Annotated in this window: 23 protein-coding genes; 20 read left to right on the top strand and 3 right to left on the bottom strand. The window is 31.0% G+C overall.

What is annotated here, in order from left to right:
- Positions 1–53 precede the first annotated feature (53 nt).
- Positions 54–545: a hypothetical protein gene (locus tag KAR67_RS00210; RefSeq protein ID WP_002776453.1), complete on the top strand. Its 492-nt coding sequence runs from the start codon at positions 54–56 to the stop codon at positions 543–545.
- Here the strand turns inward: KAR67_RS00210 and KAR67_RS00205 are convergent.
- Positions 533–1,420 carry a hypothetical protein gene (locus tag KAR67_RS00205; RefSeq protein ID WP_002789913.1) on the bottom strand — a complete coding sequence of 296 codons (888 nt, stop codon included), beginning with the start codon at positions 1,418–1,420 and terminating at the stop codon, positions 533–535. The two genes, KAR67_RS00210 and KAR67_RS00205, sit on opposite strands and share 13 nt — an antisense overlap.
- The gene (gene rsmH, locus KAR67_RS00200; protein ID WP_002781583.1) at positions 1,420–2,355 is read right to left on the bottom strand and encodes a 16S rRNA (cytosine(1402)-N(4))-methyltransferase RsmH; all 936 of its coding nucleotides are present in this window, start codon (positions 2,353–2,355) and stop codon (positions 1,420–1,422) included. Before rsmH ends, KAR67_RS00205 begins: the two co-directional genes overlap by 1 nt.
- A 152-nt stretch (positions 2,356–2,507) precedes the next feature.
- On the opposite strand from rsmH, the gene KAR67_RS00195 reads away from it, so the two are divergent.
- The 5 genes from KAR67_RS00195 to flgG all read left to right on the top strand — a co-directional run bounded on the left by KAR67_RS00195 (position 2,508) and on the right by flgG (position 8,466).
- Positions 2,508–3,995, top strand: coding sequence for a peptidylprolyl isomerase (locus KAR67_RS00195; RefSeq protein WP_131235527.1), 1,488 nt, complete (start codon positions 2,508–2,510; stop codon positions 3,993–3,995).
- A complete protein-coding gene (gene ftsA, locus KAR67_RS00190) occupies positions 3,992–5,380 on the top strand; it encodes a cell division protein FtsA (RefSeq protein WP_072212064.1) in 1,389 nt (462 codons plus the stop codon). The genes KAR67_RS00195 and ftsA overlap by 4 nt, the downstream gene beginning before the upstream one ends.
- A gap of 16 nt (positions 5,381–5,396) precedes the next feature.
- Positions 5,397–6,509 carry a cell division protein FtsZ gene (gene ftsZ / locus KAR67_RS00185; RefSeq protein WP_002781577.1) on the top strand — a complete coding sequence of 371 codons (1,113 nt, stop codon included), beginning with the start codon at positions 5,397–5,399 and terminating at the stop codon, positions 6,507–6,509.
- 322 nt (positions 6,510–6,831) lie between these two features.
- Positions 6,832–7,644 carry a flagellar hook-basal body protein gene (locus KAR67_RS00180; RefSeq protein ID WP_002776464.1) on the top strand — a complete coding sequence of 271 codons (813 nt, stop codon included), beginning with the start codon at positions 6,832–6,834 and terminating at the stop codon, positions 7,642–7,644.
- Between the two features lie 30 nt (positions 7,645–7,674).
- Positions 7,675–8,466, top strand: coding sequence for a flagellar basal-body rod protein FlgG (flgG, locus tag KAR67_RS00175; protein WP_002776471.1), 792 nt, complete (start codon positions 7,675–7,677; stop codon positions 8,464–8,466).
- A gap of 243 nt (positions 8,467–8,709) precedes the next feature.
- Here flgG and glnA read toward each other — a convergent pair whose 3' ends face one another.
- On the bottom strand, positions 8,710–10,140 hold the full coding sequence (gene glnA / locus KAR67_RS00170) for a type I glutamate--ammonia ligase (protein WP_002776475.1): 1,431 nt from the start codon (positions 10,138–10,140) through the stop codon (positions 8,710–8,712).
- A 198-nt stretch (positions 10,141–10,338) separates the two neighbouring features.
- Between glnA and KAR67_RS00165 the strand changes: the two genes are divergently transcribed.
- The 14 genes from KAR67_RS00165 to trmD all read left to right on the top strand — a co-directional run bounded on the left by KAR67_RS00165 (position 10,339) and on the right by trmD (position 20,725).
- On the top strand, positions 10,339–11,043 hold the full coding sequence (locus KAR67_RS00165) for a chemotaxis protein (RefSeq protein ID WP_002776477.1): 705 nt from the start codon (positions 10,339–10,341) through the stop codon (positions 11,041–11,043).
- Complete coding sequence (locus tag KAR67_RS00160; protein WP_002776479.1) at positions 11,040–12,296, top strand: peptidase U32 family protein; 1,257 nt, start codon at positions 11,040–11,042, stop codon at positions 12,294–12,296. The genes KAR67_RS00165 and KAR67_RS00160 overlap by 4 nt, the downstream gene beginning before the upstream one ends.
- On the top strand, positions 12,293–12,787 hold the full coding sequence (gene purE / locus KAR67_RS00155; RefSeq protein WP_002784218.1) for a 5-(carboxyamino)imidazole ribonucleotide mutase: 495 nt from the start codon (positions 12,293–12,295) through the stop codon (positions 12,785–12,787). Before KAR67_RS00160 ends, purE begins: the two co-directional genes overlap by 4 nt.
- Positions 12,788–12,799: 12 nt before the next feature.
- Positions 12,800–13,354: a DUF3972 domain-containing protein gene (locus KAR67_RS00150; RefSeq protein WP_002776483.1), complete on the top strand. Its 555-nt coding sequence runs from the start codon at positions 12,800–12,802 to the stop codon at positions 13,352–13,354.
- 1 nt (position 13,355) lies between these two features.
- A complete protein-coding gene (glyQ, locus tag KAR67_RS00145) occupies positions 13,356–14,219 on the top strand; it encodes a glycine--tRNA ligase subunit alpha (RefSeq protein WP_002776485.1) in 864 nt (287 codons plus the stop codon).
- A complete protein-coding gene (locus KAR67_RS00140; RefSeq protein ID WP_131235526.1) occupies positions 14,206–14,931 on the top strand; it encodes a Nif3-like dinuclear metal center hexameric protein in 726 nt (241 codons plus the stop codon). Before glyQ ends, KAR67_RS00140 begins: the two co-directional genes overlap by 14 nt.
- 9 nt (positions 14,932–14,940) lie before the next feature.
- Entirely contained in the window at positions 14,941–15,657 is a 717-nt protein-coding gene (locus KAR67_RS00135) for a zinc ribbon domain-containing protein (protein WP_002776489.1), read from the top strand.
- Positions 15,654–16,811 carry a lipid IV(A) 3-deoxy-D-manno-octulosonic acid transferase gene (gene waaA / locus KAR67_RS00130; RefSeq protein WP_002781567.1) on the top strand — a complete coding sequence of 386 codons (1,158 nt, stop codon included), beginning with the start codon at positions 15,654–15,656 and terminating at the stop codon, positions 16,809–16,811. The genes KAR67_RS00135 and waaA overlap by 4 nt, the downstream gene beginning before the upstream one ends.
- Positions 16,792–17,544: an RluA family pseudouridine synthase gene (locus KAR67_RS00125; protein ID WP_002781565.1), complete on the top strand. Its 753-nt coding sequence runs from the start codon at positions 16,792–16,794 to the stop codon at positions 17,542–17,544. Before waaA ends, KAR67_RS00125 begins: the two co-directional genes overlap by 20 nt.
- Positions 17,545–17,611: 67 nt before the next feature.
- Positions 17,612–18,949 (top strand): signal recognition particle protein, encoded by a 1,338-nt coding sequence (ffh, locus tag KAR67_RS00120; RefSeq protein ID WP_002842816.1) that lies wholly within the window; start codon positions 17,612–17,614, stop codon positions 18,947–18,949.
- 67 nt (positions 18,950–19,016) lie between these two features.
- Positions 19,017–19,244, top strand: coding sequence for a 30S ribosomal protein S16 (rpsP, locus tag KAR67_RS00115; RefSeq protein ID WP_002776499.1), 228 nt, complete (start codon positions 19,017–19,019; stop codon positions 19,242–19,244).
- Between the two features lie 5 nt (positions 19,245–19,249).
- Entirely contained in the window at positions 19,250–19,492 is a 243-nt protein-coding gene (locus KAR67_RS00110; protein WP_002776501.1) for a KH domain-containing protein, read from the top strand.
- On the top strand, positions 19,485–20,024 hold the full coding sequence (gene rimM, locus KAR67_RS00105; RefSeq protein ID WP_002776503.1) for a ribosome maturation factor RimM: 540 nt from the start codon (positions 19,485–19,487) through the stop codon (positions 20,022–20,024). The genes KAR67_RS00110 and rimM overlap by 8 nt, the downstream gene beginning before the upstream one ends.
- The gene (gene trmD, locus KAR67_RS00100) at positions 20,021–20,725 is read left to right on the top strand and encodes a tRNA (guanosine(37)-N1)-methyltransferase TrmD (protein WP_002776505.1); all 705 of its coding nucleotides are present in this window, start codon (positions 20,021–20,023) and stop codon (positions 20,723–20,725) included. Before rimM ends, trmD begins: the two co-directional genes overlap by 4 nt.
- The last annotated feature ends 2 nt before the right edge of the window (positions 20,726–20,727 follow it).

The following is a 20,727-nucleotide window of genomic DNA, read 5'->3' as shown; positions in this document are numbered from 1 at the left end:
ATTTAATTTTCTTTAGATAGTATTTTAAACTAAAAATTTAAAAGTGTAAAAATATGAAAAAATTTAAAGATTTTAGTTGTAATTTTCTTTTTAAGATATCCGATCAACCTGTTCTTTTGCGTGATTTGCTTGAGGCTAATGCTTTGTTTAATGATGGAATGCTTGTGGATCCTTCCAAGCTTAATTTTAATTTTAAAATTTTAAATTCTTATATATATTTTGGAATTTTTTGTGCTTTGGTTTTATTACCATTATTACTCATTACGCATTATCTTTTTACTCGCCTTGATTTTCATATCAGTATTATCAGCGCTGTAGCGGTTACCGCATGTGTTTTTATTTCTTATGATATTTTTAAGGTTTATGCTCGTAAAATGATTTCAAAAAAATTAATACAAAAAGCATGGGCTTTGCACTTTCCTTATTTTTCATATGAAAAATATTCTATTATGGCTGGAAATTTTTATAAAGAAGCCTTAAAAGAAGAAATTCCAAAGGCAAATTTAGAACAATATGTTTTAGAAAAAATCATTCATTCTAAATAATCTAAAATTTGATTTTGAAAGCGCATGATTTCTAAGCGTCTTTTTAAATCTTTATTTTCTTCATCAAGTACGCTTTCTTCTACTCTTAAAGTGGCAATTTCTCGGCTAAGATAGTAAATTTGATTTCTTATATAAATTTGTGGTACAAATAAAACAAGAGCAAAGCTGACAAATAATACGGCAAAAAGTAAGTGATTGAAATTGAGATTTTTATCTTCTTTAGTAGCATTACTAAATCCTTCTAGTAATACATTTTTAACCTTTTGTGTATCTTCATCATGTTCTGTTTTAATGGGTTGAATTTCGGATTTTTCAATCTCTATTTTTACTTCTTGAGTTTGTATTTTTTTTTGTAAATTTTCTAGACTTTGTTTTATATCGGGTTTTGGGTCAGTTTGCGTGGGTTGAATCTTGTTATTTTGTATTTTTTTGATTTCTATTTGCTTGTCTGTATGCAAATGTTTTTCTTGAGTATTGTGTGTGTTTTTATTTTGTATACCTTGAATTTCTTTTTTTTTCAGAAAAGAAAAAAGTTTTTTTGTTTTTTTCTTTTTTGATTCTTGATTTTTGTTTTTTTCTTTTATTTTGGAAAAAATTTTTTTAGCTAAAGACTGCTTTTCTTCCAATTTAACATTTATCAAATCTTCTTTTAAGTATATATTTGATTTTTTTGTATATTCTAACTTATAGTCTTCTTCTGTTTCATCCAAGAAATGATTTGAGCGTTTTTTAAAGCGGCGTCTTAAAATATCATCACTAGAGATTTCTTCTTTTAAATCATCATCTAAAGGCTTACCTTGATTAACAGCGCGAGAAAATTTAAGCATTTTCTGGCGTATGTTTTGCTTTTCTTTTAAAAAATCATCATCTAGCATTATTTTTCCATATTTTTAAAATGAAACAGGCGCATTTTTGCACAACTTGAACGAGAATTAATCATAATTTCTTCTTTGCTTGGAGTTATAGCTTTTTTGCTTATAATTTCTCCTAAAGAATGATTGTTTCCACATTCGCACCTAAAAGCTCTTTCATCACAGATACAATTTTTAGCCCATTTTTTAAAATAGTTTTTTACTATCCTATCTTCTAAAGAATGAAAGCAAATGATAGCTAGAATACAATTTTTTAATTTAATTTTTTCTAATTTTTCTAAAAAATTTTTTAAAACTTCAAGTTCTTGATTGACTTCTATTCTAATAGCTTGAAAAACTAGGGTTGCTTTAGAAACACTTCTGTGATTTTGTTTTGTTTTTCCTATTATTTCGTAAAGTTCTTTAGCACTTTTTATTTTATTTTTTTGTCTTTCTTGGCAAATTTTTTGAGCGATAAAGTACCCATCATTTAATTCCCCATATTTTTTGAAAATATCACTCAATTGCTCTTGGGTATAATTATTAATAATCTCAAAAGCTGAAATTTTAGCATCTTGATTCATTCTCATGTCTAAAAAATCAGAATGAAGATTAAAGCCTCGTTTGTTATTGTCAAGTTGATAAGAAGATACTCCAATATCAGCTAAAATGCCTTTGAGATCGTTCAGTTTATCGTGTGAAATTTGGTCTAAAATTTGACTAAAATTACTTAATACAAATTCTGTTCTATCTTTAAAATCATGAAGACGCTTTTTAGAAAATTCAAGCGCTTCTTTGTCTTGGTCGCATGCTATAAGTTTAAGGTTTGGATGATCTTTAAGTAAGGATTCGCTATGGCCACCAAAACCCAAAGTACAATCTAAAAAATATCCTGAGTTTAGTTTTTCAAATGCTTGATTTACCTCATTGAGCAAAACGGGAATGTGTGGAATTTTCAAATCCTATATCCTATAAAATTTTTATAAGCTATAATTATAACGAAATTTTAACTAAAATCAAAATGAAAATATTTAACAAAAAACCACTAATTAAACTCTAATTAAACACTTCTGCGATAAAATATGTAGTTTAATTTTTATCAAGGAATGATATGCTTACTTGGATGCAACATCACAAAAAATATCTTGTTGTTACTATATGGATTAGCACCATAGCTTTTGTTGGAGCTGGGTTTTTAGGTTGGGGTGCTTATGATTTTAATCTTAATAGAAGTTCGAGTGTTGCTGTAGTTGGAGATGAAAAAATCAATTATAATGAATTTAATGTAAGATATAATCAGATTTTTAATTATTACAATCAAATTAGCAACGGTGGCTTAAATGAGGAGAGTGCTAAGCAATTGGGAATTGAAAATGCTGCATTAAGCTCTTTGGTTGAAGATAAGCTTTTGTTAAATTTTGCTAAAGATTTGGGATTAGGTTCAAGTGAAAATGAAGTTATTCAAGCACTTGCTGAAACTAAAGCCTTTCAAGATCCTTCAGGTGATTTTAATAAAACAATTTATTATGAACTTTTGAATGCAAACAATATGACTCCAAAAGAATATGAGAAAACTCTTTCAAATGAAATTATTATCGGCAAACTAGAACAAATATTCAATCTCCCTCAAACAGATGAAGAGTTGAAAATGCTAGGAGCTAGTTATTTTATGCAAGATTCTTTAAATATAGCAAAACTAGAGCAAGATAAAGAAAATATAAAAGTTAATGAAGAAGAGCTTAAAAAACTTTGGAATGAACACAAAGAAGATTATAAGACAAAAAAAGTATATGAGATTTCTACTTATTATCTACCGGTGGATATGCAAAAAATTGATGATGGTAAGCTAGAAGAATTTTATAATAATGAAAATAATAAATTTAAATATAAAGATTTTAGTGGCAAAATCATGAGTTTTGAAGCTGCTAAAAAGGATGTTGCTAAAGATTATGCTTTAGCACAGCTTAAAAACATAGCTAATGCTAAATTTTTGGAATTGAAAGAAGGTAAAGATAAATTCCAAAAGGATGAAAATATCACAGATTCAGATGTTTACTATCCACTTGAGGCTTTATCTCGGGCAAAAAATGGAGATGTGTTAAGACCGAGTGAATATCAAAATGGTTATATTATTATCAAGCTTAACAAAACCAATCCTGCAAGAACTAAGACTTTTGATGAGGCTAGAGAAGAGCTTATGCCTATTTATATCAGCGAACAGGTGAAAAAGAATTTAGAAGAAAAAGCTAAGCAAAATTTAGAAAATTTTAGCGGAACTAATATAGGTTTCGTAAGCAGGGATACTGTAAGAAATGATGCTAAAATTAGTAATATATTAAATGAAGCAGAATTTAGTTATTTTCTAATGAATGTTTTTAATTCTGATCAAAATCGTTCTTATGTTATTTTAAATGAAGATAAGGCTATACTTTATAAAATTAATAAGCAAAAGCTTGATATGAATCCTGAAAAATTTCAGCAATATCGCATAATGCTTAATCAAAATTTACAAAGTTTAAAAGCTAATGAAATGAAGCAGGAGTTAATCGAAGAGCTTAAAAAAACATATCCAATAAAAATTTATTATAAAGGTAAATAATTTTGAATATATTAGGAATTGACTTAGGTTCAACACAAACTTGTGCCATTGTCGCTCAAAAAGATGAGGAAGGTTTAAAAATTATTGGTTTTGCAAAAGCAAAAACCAATGGTGTAAAAAAAGGCGCTATTACCAATATCGAGCTTGCTTCAAAATCGATCGAGGAAGCAGTTAGAAATGCAGAGATGATGAGCGGTGTTCATTATGATAAAGTAGTGGTTTCTATTTCGGGCGCTTATACTAAAAGTGTTGATAGTATAGGTGTAGTAAATATACCAAATCATGAAATAGGCATCAAAGAAATTCATCGTGCGGTAAGCACAGCCAAACACACTGCAAATCTTCCGAGTGGTTATGAAATTATTCATGTTTTACCTTATAATTTTAAGGTAAATGATTTAGAACATGTAGATGATCCTTTGGGTATGAGCGGAAATCGCTTGGAGGTTTCGACTCATATAGTTATTTCTCAAGAATCTCATATTAAAAATTTAAAAAAAGCTGTTGAGTTGGCTGATTTAAGAGTTGATAATATAGTCCTTTCTGGCTATGCTTCAGCTATAGCTTGTTTAGATGATAGTGAAAAAGAACTAGGTGCTGTTTTGATTGATATGGGTGGAGCGATCTGCGATATGGTTGTTCATACTGGAAATTCAATTCGTTATAATGATTGCTTGCAAATTGGATCGATTAATATTACTCAAGATTTATCGATGGCTTTACACACTCCTTTAAAAGAAGCTGAGAAAATTAAATTAAATTATGCAGCCCTTTCTCAACAACCTAATGCATTGATACAAATTCCTTCTATGGGAGATGAAAGAAAAGTAAATGAAGTTTCTTTAGATATCATCTCAAATGTAATCTATGCAAGAGCTGAAGAAACTTTAATGATTTTAGCCAAAATTTTAAGCGACAATCGTTATGCAAATAGCATAGGGGGTGGCGTTGTATTAACAGGCGGAATGACTAAATTAGCAGGTATTGATGAATTAGCTCCTGCAACTTTTGATAATCGTTCTGTTAGACTTGCTACTGCTAGAAAAGATTTAATTACTGGGTTTAGTGAAATTTTTAATGATCCTGAAAATACTTGTGCTATAGGACTTTGTTTATATGGTGCGGGTTATTTTACGCCTTATGAACTTGATTCAAATGAAAAGTTAAGATATAAAGGGGAGATAGAAAATTATAACCGCCAAATTAGACAAGAAATAATTCCACAAAAAGAAGTGGAAAATGAAACAAAATCTGATTTTTTTGGCGAAAATTTGCAAGAAAATGATACAATAATAATACAAGAACAATTAGATTTTAAAGAGCCAAAAGAGAAAAAGCCTAGTGTTTTTTCAAATATTTGGCATAAAATAATGAATCAATTTTAACAAGGAGAAAGTTTTTATGAGCGAATTTTTAGTAGAAGAGATGCAACATAATAAAGGCGCTAAAATTAAAGTTATAGGCTGCGGTGGTGGCGGTGGAAATATGATTAATCATATGGTCAAGATGGGCTTAAATGACCTCGATTTAATCGCGGCTAATACTGATGCACAAGCTATTTCAAATTCATTAGCAAAAACCAAAATTCAACTTGGCGAGAAAAAAACAAAAGGCTTGGGTGCGGGCATGCTACCAGAGGTTGGAGCAGAGAGTGCTAGAGAAAGCTTTGAAGAGATTAAAGCTAGTCTTAGCCAAAGTGATATCGTTTTTATTGCTTCAGGTTTTGGTGGTGGCACAGGAACGGGTGCTACTCCAGTAATCGCACAAGCAGCTAAAGAAATAGGTGCTTTAACTGTTTCTGTTGTAACTATGCCTTTTGCTTTTGAAGGGAAACAAAGAAAAAAACTTGCTGAAAACGGACTCCTTGAATTGAAAAAAGAAAGTGATTCTATCCTTGTAATTCAAAACGAAAAGCTTTTAAGCATTATCGATAAAAAAGCAGGAATTAAAGATGCTTTTAAATTAGTTGATGATATTTTGGCGCGTGCTGTTAAGGGTATGGTGTCTATACTTTTAGACAATGGTGATATCAATGTTGACTTTGCTGATGTTAGAACCATAATGAGCCATCGTGGTTTAGCGCTTATGGGCGTAGGCAGTGCTAGCGGTGAAAATGCTATCGAAGAGGCTCTTTCTAATGCCATAGAATCTCCATTATTAGATGGTATGGATATTAAAGGAGCTAAAGGGGTTATTTTACATTTTAAAACAAGTTCTAATTGCTCTTTAATTGAAATTTCTGCTGCTGCAAATAATATAGAAGAAATTGTTGATGAAAATGCAAAGATTATTTTTGGTTCTACTACAGATGATAGCATGGAAGATAGGGTAGAAGTGACCATTATTGCCACAGGATTTGAAGATAGAGACAGCATAGCTAAAAAAGCCGCTGAAGAAGCTGAAACTCCTAAGAAAAATCCTTATTTAAATCTTAGAAAAGTAAGTGGTGGTTTTGATGAAGAGATAATGGCTCAAATTGAAACTCCTACTTTCTTACGCCGCCAAATGGACTAAAATAGAATATTTTTAAGCAAGATTTTTACTTAAGTCTTGCTTTTTTAAAATTTTTACTATTTATTTTAAAATATTTTTTACCCATATTCCTAGAAAGAAAACTCTTATTTCTTGGGTAAAGAGATGAATGTTGCTGCTTTTTAAGCGATTTAATGATACTTTTGGTTTTTTAGTATAATTCCTTGTAAAAACACAATATGATGCAAATTATCATTCAGTATTTTATTTCTACTTGCTTAATCCCCTAAAATTCATTCTTTTTAAAAGTTGGAACACTCTTTGCTTTATAGATTAAAAATATCAAAATTTATAGGTGAAAAATATGCAAAATGGATATTATCAAGCAACGGGTGGGATGGTAACTCAGTTTAATAAACTTGATGTTATTACAAACAATCTTGCCAATATTAACACGAGTGGTTACAAAAGAGATGATGTAGTAATTGCAGATTTTAAAAGGATTTTTAAAGAAACTCAGGATGAGTTGCCTATAGAAAATCACACAAGAGATGCATCAAGATTTGTCAATACTACCATAGATGGCGTTCCTCAAGTTTCTCAAGGATATACAGATTTTAGTTTAGGTTCTTTAAAAACGACTAATAACCCTTTGGATTTGGCCATTACTAGAGAGGATGCTTTTTATTTAGTTCAAACAAAGGATGGTGAAATAAGATTAAGTAAAGATGGAAATTTTCAACTTAACGAAGAGGGATATTTAGTCAATAAACAAGGATATAGAATTTTAAGCAGTGATTATTTTAATAATCCTCAAAATGCAGGAATTCGTCTTCCTAATGGTGCGGTTTATATCAATGTAGATAAAAACGGAAGTATTGAGGTAGATGGCGTTCAAAATGCGAGATTATTTATCGCTCAAGTAGATGATATAAGAGCTTTGCAAAAAGATGGGGATAATGTTTATAGGATAGATGATTTAACGCGTATTAGAGATTTGGATAATTCTAATGCAGTGCGTCAAGGTTTTTCTCAAGGCTCTAATGTCAATCCAGTAACCGAAATGGTAGGACTTATAGAGGCAAATAGAATGGTAGAAATGTATCAAAAAGTTATGACAGCTCATATGGATGACTTAAACCAAGAAGCTATCAATAAACTTGCAGCCGTTAAATAAAATAATATAAAATAAATTAAAGGATAAAAAATGATGAGATCACTTCATACTGCTGCTACGGGAATGGTAGCGCAGCAAACACAAATTGATGTTACTTCAAACAATATTGCAAATGTTAACACAGCAGGTTTTAAAAAGGGTCGTGCTGAATTTGCTGATCTAATGTATCAAGTTATGAAATACGCAGGAACTTCAACTTCAGCCACAACACTTTCTCCATCGGGCATAGAAGTGGGTATTGGTGTGCGTCCAACAGCAGTGACAAAGGTTTTTACTGAAGGTAATTTAAAGGCTACAAGCACAGATAGTCTTGATATGGCAATTGCGGGAAATGGTTTTTTTCAAATTCAACTTCCTGATGGCACGATAGCTTATACAAGAAATGGACAATTTACAAAAGATAATGAGGGAAATATCGTTAATGCAGATGGTTATAGACTTTTACCTGAAATGACTATACCAGAGGGTGCAACTGCGATTAATGTGGCTACTGATGGCACAGTTTCTGTAATGCTTCCAGGAGAACAACAAGAAACACAAATCGGTCAAGTTGAGCTTGTACAATTTATCAACCCAGCTGGACTTCATTCTATGGGAGATAATCTTTATCTTGAAACAGGGGCAAGCGGTGCACCTGTAGCAGGTATAGCAACCCAAGATGGACTTGGAACAATAAGACATGGCTTTATAGAGTTAAGCAACGTGCAGCTTGTTGAAGAGATGACAGATCTTATCACAGGACAAAGAGCTTACGAAGCAGGTTCAAAAGCTATCACGACGAGTGATGATATGCTTGGAATTGTCAATCAATTAAAAAGATAATTTAAATTAATTATATAAATTTATGGTATTTTTATGCCATAAATTTTTCTCATATTAATTCACTTAAAATTTCATATACTTACTAAAATCATGGTATAAAAATGAAAATAAATAATATTCTGCTGCAATAATAATTTTTAATTCTTTTTTGAAAATAAATTTATATAATATCAAAGATATGGATTTAAGAAATTTATCAATAAATAAAGCAAAGCGTTTAAAAATTTACGCTTTGCTTTTTATTTAGCAAGAATAGCAAGTTTTAAATTCGTATGCAGTTGGACGCGCTTCAACAGGCCAAACTTGAGTTTCAAATTTCAAATGTTGATAATCATCTATAAAAATATCGCTCATTACAGGTTTTAAGAAAGCGTTGTAACGAATTAAAGCTTCAAGACTTCCTCTTAGAGTGTGCGGTAGTTGCTCTATGCCTTTTTCACGAATTTCATCTAAAGTAAGATCAAATAAGTTTTCATCCATAGGTCCTACAGGAATGGTTTTGTTTTTGATTCCATCAAGTCCTGCCATTAAAAGACTAACAAAAGCTAGATAAGGATTAGCGGTGCTATCAGGGAAACGAATTTCAACACGAGCTGAATTCTTACCTATACCATAAGGCACGCGACAACTTGCACTTCTATTTTGGCAAGAATAAGTTAAAATACAAGGAGCTTCAAAACCTGGAACTATTCTTTTGTATGAATTTGAGCTTGGATTAGTAAAAGCTGCAACAGAACGAGCATTTTTTAAAACCCCACCTATGTAATTAATAGCAGTTTGGCTAAGTCCTCCATAACCTTCTTTGTCATAGAATAAATTCACACCATCTTTCCATAGACTCATATGAACATGCATACCATTTCCATTGTCACCATAAAGAGGCTTTGGCATAAAAGTTGCAGTTTTGCCATTTAAATGAGCTACCATTTTGACAATATATTTGTAGATTTGTACATTATCTGCAGCCTCCACAAGTGTGCCAAAATTTACTCCAATTTCCGCTTGCCCTTGTGCAACTTCGTGATGGTGAACAAAGGTTTTAAGTCCTACTTTTTCAAGAGTTTGAACCATTTCAGAGCGAATATCTACCAAAGAATCTATAGGTTGAACAGGAAAATATCCGCCTTTGTTTCGTGGACGATGACCTGTATTGTAGCTATCTGCGAAATCTTTATCATCATTCCACTCTCCTTCTTCTGTATCCACTTCATATTTAGAACAATGAGTTGTATCTACAATTTTTACACTGTCAAAAACAAAAAATTCATTTTCAGGCCCAAAATAAGCAGTATCAGCTATGCCACTATTTTTAAGATGTTCCATTGCTTTTTTTGCTATACTTCTTGGACATTTTTCATACATTTGTCCTTTATAAATGTCATAAACATCGCAAAAAACTATAATAGTAGGATCAGCTGTAAAAGGATCTAAAAATGCACTTTGCGCATCAGGTTTTAAAATCATATCTGATTTTTCAATAGGTTGCCATCCATGAATTGAACTACCATCAAATGGAATTCCTGCTTCAAAAGTTTCTTCGCTAATTGCATGAAGATTATAGGTGATATGATGCCAAGTTCCTATCATATCAGTAAAGCGAAAATCTACAAAAAGAACTTCGTTTTGTTTACAAAAATCAAAGAATTCATTAACATTGTTAACAAATTTGCCCATCTTTTACTCCTTCTTTAAGATAATTTATGAAAATTGTATCATATTTTTTTTAATTCAGGTTTAATTAATATATTTTTTTAATCATTTTTTGAAATTTACTTACAAAACTATGAAAATTTAAATTTATATTTTCATTTTAGATAAATTTGATTATAATCGTAGTACTAAAACAAAATCTAGGTTTAAAAAAGGAAAAAAATGACTCAAGAAGAACTTGACGCCTTGATGAATGGTGATGTAAATTTTGATGAGGATGCAGAGTCTAACATTAAAAGCGAAACAGAGTCTCACAATATAGAATCTGAAGAAGGATTAATGCTAGAAGATGTAAAGGTGTCTGATTATAAACCAGATCCTAGTGTTGTATGGCCACCACCACCACCAAATCAAGAACATAAGGTAGTTCATCAACTTGATGATGTTACTAAAGACAGTGAGTTAAAAGCTACTGAGATGATGGATAAGCTAGAAAGTATCAATAATTTCTTTGCAGATTCTGAAAATTTGTTTAGTGAGATTGATAAAGTATTAGCTAAAAATATTGAAATATTTTCAAAACTAAATGAGAAATTTCCAAATGTTGTCAGTTTTAATGAAGCTTTGCAGTTAAATTCAAAAGTGAAAAAAACAAGTCAAGAAATTATTGATAAGTTGCAATGTGGACAAGATGAAGTAATGATGGCAATGGATGCTATGCAATATCAAGATATTCACCGTCAAAAAATAGAGCGCGTTATCAATGTAATGCGTGCCTTGAGTCGCTATATGAGTTCTTTGTTTGAAGGTAGGATTGATGATAAGAAACGAGTGAGTTCTGCAGTTCATATTGAAGGTGATTCTACTACTGATATTGTAAGCAATGATGATATAGAAGCGCTTATAGCAAGTTTGGGTCAAAAATGATTATTCCAGAGATTGTAGCTCCTGCGGGAAATTTTGCAAAATTAAAAATCGCTTTAGCTTATGGAGCTGATGCAGTTTACGCAGGGGTAAATAATTTTTCTTTGCGCTCTCGCACTGCTAGAGAATTTAATTATGAGAGTTTTGAAGAAGCTATTGAGTATACCCACCAAAGAGGCAAAAAGGTTTATGTTACTTTAAATGGTTTTCACTTGGGTGGACAAATAGAATCTTTAAAAAAACATATTTTAAAGCTTAAAGAGATGAAACCCGATGCTTTTATAGTAGCTTCAGTGGGTGCAATGGCTTTGGTTCGAGAGTTAGCTCCTGAAATAGCCTTGCATGTATCTACTCAAGCTAATGTTTTAAACTATCTTGACGCAAGAGTTTATAAAAATATGGGTGCAAAACGAGTAGTTATCGCAAGAGAGTTGAGTCTTAAAGATGCTAAAAGTTTAAAAGAAAATTGCGATATTGAGCTAGAAGCTTTTGTGCATGGATCGATGTGTTTTGCTTACTCGGGTCGCTGTTTGATCAGCTCGGTTCAAAGCGGAAGAATGAGTAATCGTGGCTCTTGTGCTAATGATTGTAGATTTAATTACGAACTTTATGCAAAAAATCCTGAAAATGGAGTACTTTTTCGTTTAGAAGAAGATGAAAATGGTACCCATGTATTTAACTCTAAAGACTTAAATTTATGCTCTTACATAGAAAAAATTATGAAAGAAGATTGCATAAGCGCATTTAAAATAGAGGGCCGTACTAAAAGTGAGTATTATGTTGCACTTACAACTAGAACTTACAAAATGGCCATACAAGATGTTTTAGAAGGTAAATTTGAGGCAAGTAAGTATGAAAAAGAAATTGCTACGCTTAAAAATCGCGGTTTTACAGACGGTTATCTTGTCTCACGCCCTTTAGAAAAAGCAGATACACAAAATCACGATACGAGCATAGAAGAGGGTACTCATCAAGTACATGCTATCGTTGAGGATGGAGAGTATTTTAAATGCAAGGGCAAGGTTGTTTTAAACAAAGCTTATGAAATTTTAATGCCTTTAGGTGATGAAATTGAGACTTGTGATAATAAATTGGGTAAGATTTATAAAAAAGAAGATAAATATTTTGTAGAATTTAAAAAACTTATTTCTAAAAACAATAAAGAATTCAACGAAATTCATAGCGGAAACGAAAACGAAATCAAAATGCCAAATAAAATCAGCAGTTTTAGTTTTTTAAGAAAGGAAATTGGATGAAATTTGTATCAATTATGATGGGAAGCAAGAGTGATTATGAAATCATGAGCGAATGTGCCAAAACGCTTGAAAAATTTGGTGTAAAATATGAACTCATTATCAGTTCTGCTCACCGTAGTCCAAAGCGAACTAAGGAATATATTAAAGAAGCAGAAGAAAAAGGAGCTAAAGTTTTTATCGCAGCTGCTGGGATGGCAGCGCATTTAGCAGGAGCAGTTGCAGCTTATACAACCAAACCTGTTTTGGGAGTACCTATGCCTGGAAGTGCTTTAGCGAGTATGGATTCTTTATTTTCAACCGTGCAAATGCCAGGTGGAATTCCTGTGGGAACTTTAGCAGTTGGCAAAGCAGGAGCTAAAAATGCAGCTTATTTAGCTATGCAAATTCTTGCTCTTAATGATGAAACTTTAGCAAAAGCTTTAAAGCAAGATAGAAAAAATCAAGAAGAAAACTTAATCAGTGATTCTAAGAGTGTAGAAGTTTTATTGTAAAAAAGGATGAAAATGCAAACTTATTTAGAGCTCCAAGAATTTTGTAAACTTGTGCATTTAAATGAAGATGTTGTAAAGGGAATGATGGCAAATGGTGCTTTAAATTTCAAAGAAGAAGAGGGAAAAATTTATATCGAAGCAAACCAAGGAACTTTTAGCGTTGTTCCAAGTGCTTCTAACTCAAAGCCTGCTATGGTAAATTCTATGACTTTGGCAGGAGAAAGCTTTGTAGAAAAGACTATAGGAACAATTTTAAATTTGCATGAGAAGGTTTTAGATGCAAAGGATGAAACTCTTGATGCTTTAAAAAATGAAAATAAATTTTTAAAAGATGCACTTTATTCAATGCAAGAGCTTTATGATGAAGATAGAAAAACTATTGAAACTTTAAATCATGAATTAAAACACGCCCGAGAAGAAATAGAATTTTTAAAACGTAAATATAAGCTTATGTGGAGTAAGACAGCTGAAATTTTTGGGGCAAGAACTGAGCCTGATTTGGAAATGAAAAAAGATGAAAATTCTAGTACAGCAAATGAAAAATTAAATGAAAATAAAGAAGGTTAAAATGACTTTTTCTCAGATGATATTAAATTTACAAGAGTTTTGGCAAAAACAAGGTTGTGCAATCATGCAGCCTTACGATATGCCAGCAGGAGCTGGAACTTTCCATCCAGCAACTTTTTTAAGAAGTCTAGGTAAAAAACCTTGGGCTACAGCTTATGTGGCTCCTTCTCGTCGTCCAACAGATGGAAGATATGGAGAAAATCCTAATCGTCTTGGGGCTTATTATCAATTTCAAGTCCTAATGAAGCCAAGTCCTGATAATATTCAAGAGCTTTATTTAAAAAGCCTTGAAAATTTAGGTTTTGATCTTAAAAGCCATGATGTGCGTTTTGTTGAAGACAATTGGGAGAGTCCAAGTCTTGGCGCTTGGGGTCTTGGTTGGGAAGTTTGGCTTGATGGTATGGAAGTAACTCAATTTACCTATTTTCAACAAGTTGGTGGAATCGCAGTAGATTTGGTAAGTGCTGAAATCACTTATGGGCTTGAAAGAATTGCTATGTATCTCCAAAATGTAGATAATGTTTATGATATTGTTTGGAGCGAATTTAATGGGGAAAAAATTAAATACGCAGATGTGCATAAGCGCAGCGAGTATGAATTTAGTAAATATAATTTTGAAATCAGCAATGTAGATTTTTTAAATCAGCAATTTGAAAATACTTATAAAGAATGTAAAAGTATTTTAGAACAGGGATTGGCTTTGCCTGCTTATGATTATTGTATGCTTGCAGCTCATACTTTTAACTTGCTTGATGCAAGGGGTGCTATTTCTGTTGCACAAAGACAAGATTATATGCTAAAAATTCGCGAGCTTTCGAAAACTTGTGCTGAAATTTATAAGAAAAATTTAGATGAAACTGATTGAAATTTATAATTTTTTAGACAAGCTAAGCCCTTTTGAAACTCAAGAAATTTGGGATAATAGCGGTCTTTTACTTGGGAATTTTAACGATGAAATTCATAATGTTTATCTAAGCCTTGATATAGATGAGCAGTTGATCCAAAATGCAGAAGAAAATTCCTTATTTATCACGCATCATCCTTTAATTTTTAAAGACTTGAAGGATTTGGCAAATTCAGCCTATCCTAGAGCTTTTGTTAAGGAAATGCTTAGAAAAAATCTTTCTTTAATTTCTATGCATACTAATTTTGATATTAGCCATTTAAATACTTATTTTATAGAAGAAATTTTGGGATTTGAAATTTCTTCTAAAAATAAATTTTTAGCTTATATAGATGTAGATATGAGTTTTGAAGAGCTTTGTATTGTGGTTAAAAAGCGTTTAAATTTAGAAATTCTAAGAACAAGTTTTTGTGGAAAAGAATATTTGAAACGCTTAGCTGTTTGCACAGGGAGTGGGGGAGATTTGTTAAATGAAGTTAAGGCAGATTGCTATTTAAGTGGCGATTTTAAATACCATCAAGCCTTAGAAGCCATAAGCAATCATCTAAATTTGATTGATTTAGGACATTTTGAGAGCGAACGCTATTTTGCTCAATGTTTAGCAAAACACTTGAAAAATTTGCCGCTAAAAGTTATAATAACAGTTTCAAAAAATCCATTTCAATATTTTTAAGGAAAATAAATGAATAAATATCTCGAACAATTAGTGCTTTTATCAAAAATAGATCAAGAAATTGACAGCTTTGAACCGAAGATGGAAAGTATTAGCAAGACTTTAAAAGATGCTGAAAATAAGATTGCTAAATTTAATGTTGAATTAAATAATTTAGAAAATGAAATTCAAGATGTAGAAAATCAAAAAGTTCAAAATAATGCTCATATTTCAGAGTTTTCAGCTAAAATCAAAGAGCTTTCTAAAAAGAGTGGAGCTGTTAAGACAGAAAAAGAAGCAAATGCTTTAAAAATCGAAGAAGATATCGCTAAAGAGCAGCTTGATGCGGCTAATGATGAGATTGTTCGTTTGGATAAAATTTTAGAAAATAAAGAGCTTTTCAAAAAAGAACTTTTGGAAGAAAGAGCAAAAGAGGAGCAAAATTTAGATGAAATAAGAGTAAGCATTAGTTCTCAAATGGATGGCTTGGAGAAAGAAAGAATGAATGTTTATACTAAAAAGACTAAATTAGTTGCAGAGATGAATCAAAAAGTTTTAAGCTTTTATGAAAAGATTAGAAAATGGGCTAAAAATACAGCCGTAGTTCCCGTTAAAAAACAGGCTTGTTATGGCTGCTTTATGAAAATTTATGATAAAACTTATTTATCAGTGATTAAGGGTGAAGAGATTATAACTTGTCCTCATTGTGGAAGAATTTTATATAAAGAGCAAGAAGATCAAAATTGATTTTTCTTTATTATATTTTAGTGTGGATAGCTTTTTTACTCTGCGCTATCCCACTTTTTTTACTTTCTTTATTTAAGCCAAAATATAAATATAGCTTAAAGGCTAGATTTTTTCTCTTTCGTAATATATCTCAAAAAAGATCGGATGTGCATTTTCATGTTTGCTCATATGGAGAAGCAAGAAGTGTCAAAGAGCTTGTTTTAAGATTTGATTCAAGAATTACGACTATTACACAGACGGGTTATGATTATGCTAAAGAAATTTGCAATAAGGTAAATTATCTTGCTTTTGAAAATTGGATTCCATTTTGGCTCAAACCTAGCAAGGTATTAGTGATTTTTGAAGCCGAGTATTGGTTAATGCTCGTTTTTATAGCAAAGCTTCAAAAAAGTAAGGTTATTTTGCTAAATGCTAGAATTTCAGATAATTCATATGCAAGCTATAAAAAATTTAGATTTTTTTATAAGAAAATTTTTTGTTATATAGATGAAGTTTTTGCACAAAGTGAGGTGGATAAAATAAGATTAGAAGATTTGGGTGCTAAAAATGTTAAAATTTTTTCAAATATTAAATCCAAATTGCAAATATTTCCTACACAAAAATACCTTAAACCTAAGCAAAAATTGATTATTTTTGCAAGCACTCATAAGGGTGAAGAAGAACTTTTACTCAAGCATTATAAAATGGATAAACAAGAGAAATTAATCATCGCTCCAAGGCATCCTGAGCGTTTTTTAGAAGTGGAACAATTATTGCACGATAAAGGTTTAAAATTTGATAAATTTAGTTTATTGCAAAATGAAGATAAAAAATTTAATCAAGATATTTTATTATTAGATTGTTTGGGTGAGCTTGTAAATTTTTACGCCATTTCAGATGTAGTTGTACTGGGAGGTTCTTTTTTTGAGGGGATAGGAGGACATAATCCCATAGAGGTGGCTCATTTTAATAATGTATTGATAAGTGGGATTTATATACATAATCAAAAAAGTTTATTTCAAGAAGTGGATAATGTCTATTTTTGTGAAGACTTAAAAGAACTTGATGGTATAATTCATAATTACAATTTAAAAGCAAAAATAGCACAAAATAATGATTTATCAACCATAATACAAGCTATACAGGAAGGTATTGATGCAAGAAAAAGCATATAAACTTTTAGCTTTGCAAGAAAATATTTCAAACCGCGAAGCAAAAGATTTGATAGATAAGGGTTGCGTTTTTTCTCATGGTAAAAAGGTAGTTGTAGCAAGAGCTTTGATGAGTGATAAGACGAAATTTAGCATTGTAAAAACTAGCAAGCCTAAAGTAATTTTTGAAGATGAAAATATCATAGCCATAAATAAACCCTATGCTTATATCAGTGAAGAACTTGAAAAAAAATTCAATGCAAAGTTACTTAACCGTCTTGATAAAGAAACTAGTGGTGTTATACTGCTTTGTAAAAATGAAGATTTTCGAAAAATATGCATTGAAGAGTTTAAAAAACAAAGAGTTTATAAAAGCTATATAGCTGTTTTGGATGGAATTTTAGCAGAAGAAATTGAGATTGATGAGCCTATATTAACCATAAAGACTAAGAATGGAGCTTTGAGCAAAATTTCTAAAGAGGGTTTAAGCGCGGTCAGTATTTTTACTCCTATTATGATGCAAGCTAAAAAAACTTTGGCTAAAATTATCATTAAAACAGGCAGAACCCATCAAATAAGAGTGCATGCTAAATTTATCAAGCATGGAATTATAGGAGATGAAAAATATGCTAAAATTTCAAGTGATAGGATGTATTTGCATAGTCATGAAATTCGAATTTTAAATTATCAATTTAAGGCAGAATTAGATTCTAGCTTTTCAAAGCTTGGTTTTGAGATAAAAAATTTAGATTTTTAAAGCCATTTAAGAAAAGATTTTGTATAATACTCAACTTAAAATTTAAAAATAATAGAAAGGTAATAAAGTGTTTGAATTAGTCAGCGAATCTTTTAAATCAGCGATTAATAAACTTCGTTTTGTTGATGATGAAAAAGCGCTTAAAAATGCTTTAGATACCTTAAAAAAAGCCTTACTAAAAGCAGATGTACACCATAAAGTGGTTAAAGATTTGCTTTTGCTTATTGAAGAAGATGTTAAAAAAAATGGCATAGGACAAAAGCAATTTTTAGAAGCTATTAAAACCAATTTAGAAAATATTTTGAATGCTGATGGAAAAAATCAAGGTTTTGTTTTTGCTACTAAGCCTCCAACTGTTGTTTTAATGGTGGGTCTACAAGGTGGAGGTAAAACCACAAGTACGGTTAAGCTTGCCAACTATCTAAAACTTCGCAATAAAAAAGTTTTAATAGCTGCTTGTGATTTACAGCGTTTGGCTGCAGTAGAGCAACTTAAACAGCTTTGTGAAGCTAATGAGTTAGATCTTTTTTATATCGAAAATGAAAAAGATCCGATTAAAGTGGCACAACAAGCTTTAGAAAAAGCAAAAAATTCTATGGCAGATGTATTGCTAGTCGATACTGCAGGAAGATTGGCTATTGATGAGGCTTTAATGAATGAATTAAAAGCGGTAAAAAATGTTTTAAATCCAGATGAAATTTTCTATGTCGCTGATGCTATGAGTGGACAAGATGGTGTTAAAACAGCCTCAAGTTTCAATGAGCTTTTGGGTATTACAGGAGTTATTTTATCTAAATTTGATGCAGATACCAAAGGGGGTATAGCTTTAGGTATTACGAAGCAAATTGGAATCCCTTTAAGATTTGTAGGCGTGGGTGAAAAGATAGCGGATTTAGAAATTTTTATTCCTGAAAGAATAGTTAATCGTATAATGGGTGAAGGCGATTTGGCAACTTTAGCTGAAAAAACTGCGGCCTTTATCGATGAAAAAGAGGCTAAGAAATTAAATCAAAAAATCAAAAAAGGCGAGTTTAATTTCAATGATTTTTTAACTCAAATGGAAAGTGTTAAAAAATTGGGTAGTATGAAGTCTATTATAGGAATGATACCTGGACTTTCTAATGTTGCTTCAAGTGTAAAAGATCTTGATTTGGATAATTCTAAAGAAATTATACATATTAAAGCCATGATTTCATCTATGACGCCAAAAGAAAGAGAAAATCCAGATTTACTTAATAATGCTAGAAAGCGTCGTATAGCAGAAGGCGCTGGATTGTCTCAAGTTGAAGTTAATCGCTTTTTAAAACAATTTGCAAATGCTGCTAAACTTGCTAAGAGATTTTCAGGAAAAAAGGGTATGGATAGTTTAATGCAAATGATGAATCAAGCTAGAAGACAATTTTAGATTTTTTATCTATAAATACTTTTAATAGTATCTATAGTTAAAAAATTTTTATTTTTAAGGAGTGTATATGACAGTAATTAGACTTACAAGAATGGGAAGAACTAAAAGACCATTTTATCGTATAGTAGTAACAGATAGTAGAAAACGTCGTGATGGCGGATGGATAGAAAGCATTGGATATTATAATCCTATGGTTGAGCCTGAAGTGGTAAAATTTGACTCTGAGCGTCTAGCTTATTGGAAAAGCGTTGGTGCAAAACTTAGTGATAAAGTAGCTTCTATTACTAGTAAATAAATTTCATGGTAGAAAATTTTTTAAGAGAATACGCTAAACTCATAGCAGATTATCCGGATAAAATTGCAACAGAAAAAATAAAGCTTGATGAAAATTTTGCTGAAATTATACTTTATGCTGATAAAATTGATACCGGTAAGCTTATCGGCAAAAATGGAAAAATGATCAATGCAATAAAAACAGTTGTCTCAGCTTGTAAAAGCAAAGATTCAATGAGTTATCGTGTAACGGTTAAAGCACTTGAGTGAAAGAAATTTTATTCAAGTTGCCAAACTTGGAAAAACTGTTGGACTTAAAGGGTATTTAAAACTTTACAACCTAAGTGACTTTATCCAGCAATTTAAAAAAGGAGCTTCTTTTTTCACTGAAAATGGCAAAAGTCAGTTGAAAATTAAACACTACAATTTAGCTAACTCTTCTGTTTTGTTTGAAGGTTATGAGAATGTTGAAGCTGCAAAACAGCTTATTAATCTAATTCTTTATCAAAGTATTGAAGCTACAAGACAAACTTGCATATTGAAAAAGGATGAATTTTTTTATTTTGATATTTTAAAATGCGAAGTATTCGATGATGAGCGAAGGTTGGGGAAAGTGGTGGATATTCTTGAAGTAGGAGATTCTTATTTATTTGAAATTCAAAGCGATCAAGAGTTAATTGATAAAGCTTATGCTAAAACTTTTTTTATTCCCTATATTGATAAATATGTCAATAAAATTGATATAGAAAAATATTCTATTTTTTGCACCAAAGATGTTTTTTTAATCTTAGAAAATTCATGAAGTTTAGTTTTGTTTCTTTATTTCCCAATTTGCTTGAATTTTATTTTAAAGATTCTATTCTTGCCCGAGCAATTCAAAAAGAGCTTTTTCAACTCGACTTTTTAAACCCAAGAAATTTTACAGATAATATTTATCATAAAGTAGATGATTATAAAATTGGCGGTGGAGCTGGTTTGTTAATGCAAATTAAACCTCTTTATAACACTTTAAAATTTATCAAAGATAGTGAAAAAGATCCTTATTTTATTTTTCTAAATCCAAGTGGAAAAACTTTCAATCAAAAAGATGCAAAAAGATTAAGCAAGAAAGAAAATATTGTTTTTGTTTGTGGGAGATATGAAGGCATTGATGAAAGAGTAATAGAAATTTTTGCTAATGAAGTGTTTAGCATAGGAGATTTTATTTTAACGGGCGGAGAACTTCCAGCGCTTACTCTTTGTGATGCTATTGCAAGAAATATCAATGGAGTTTTGGGTAATGCTTGCAGCCTGGAAGAGGAAAGTTTCGAAAATGATTTATTAGAAGCTCCTTCATTTGCAAAACCTTTTATTTTTGAACAAAATTTTAAGAAATTTTATACTCCTTCAGAGTTTTTAAAGGGTAATCACGCTAAAATTGCGACTTTAAAAACTACTTTAGCGTCTTGCAAAACGAAATTTTTTCGTCCAGATTTATTTTTAGAGCATGAACGCAAAAAATAAGG

It is taken from the genome of Campylobacter sp. JH32 (genome assembly GCF_017846535.1).
In the GTDB taxonomy this organism is placed as follows: domain Bacteria; phylum Campylobacterota; class Campylobacteria; order Campylobacterales; family Campylobacteraceae; genus Campylobacter_D; species Campylobacter_D coli.
This window is presented reverse-complemented; position numbering and strand designations above follow the sequence as displayed.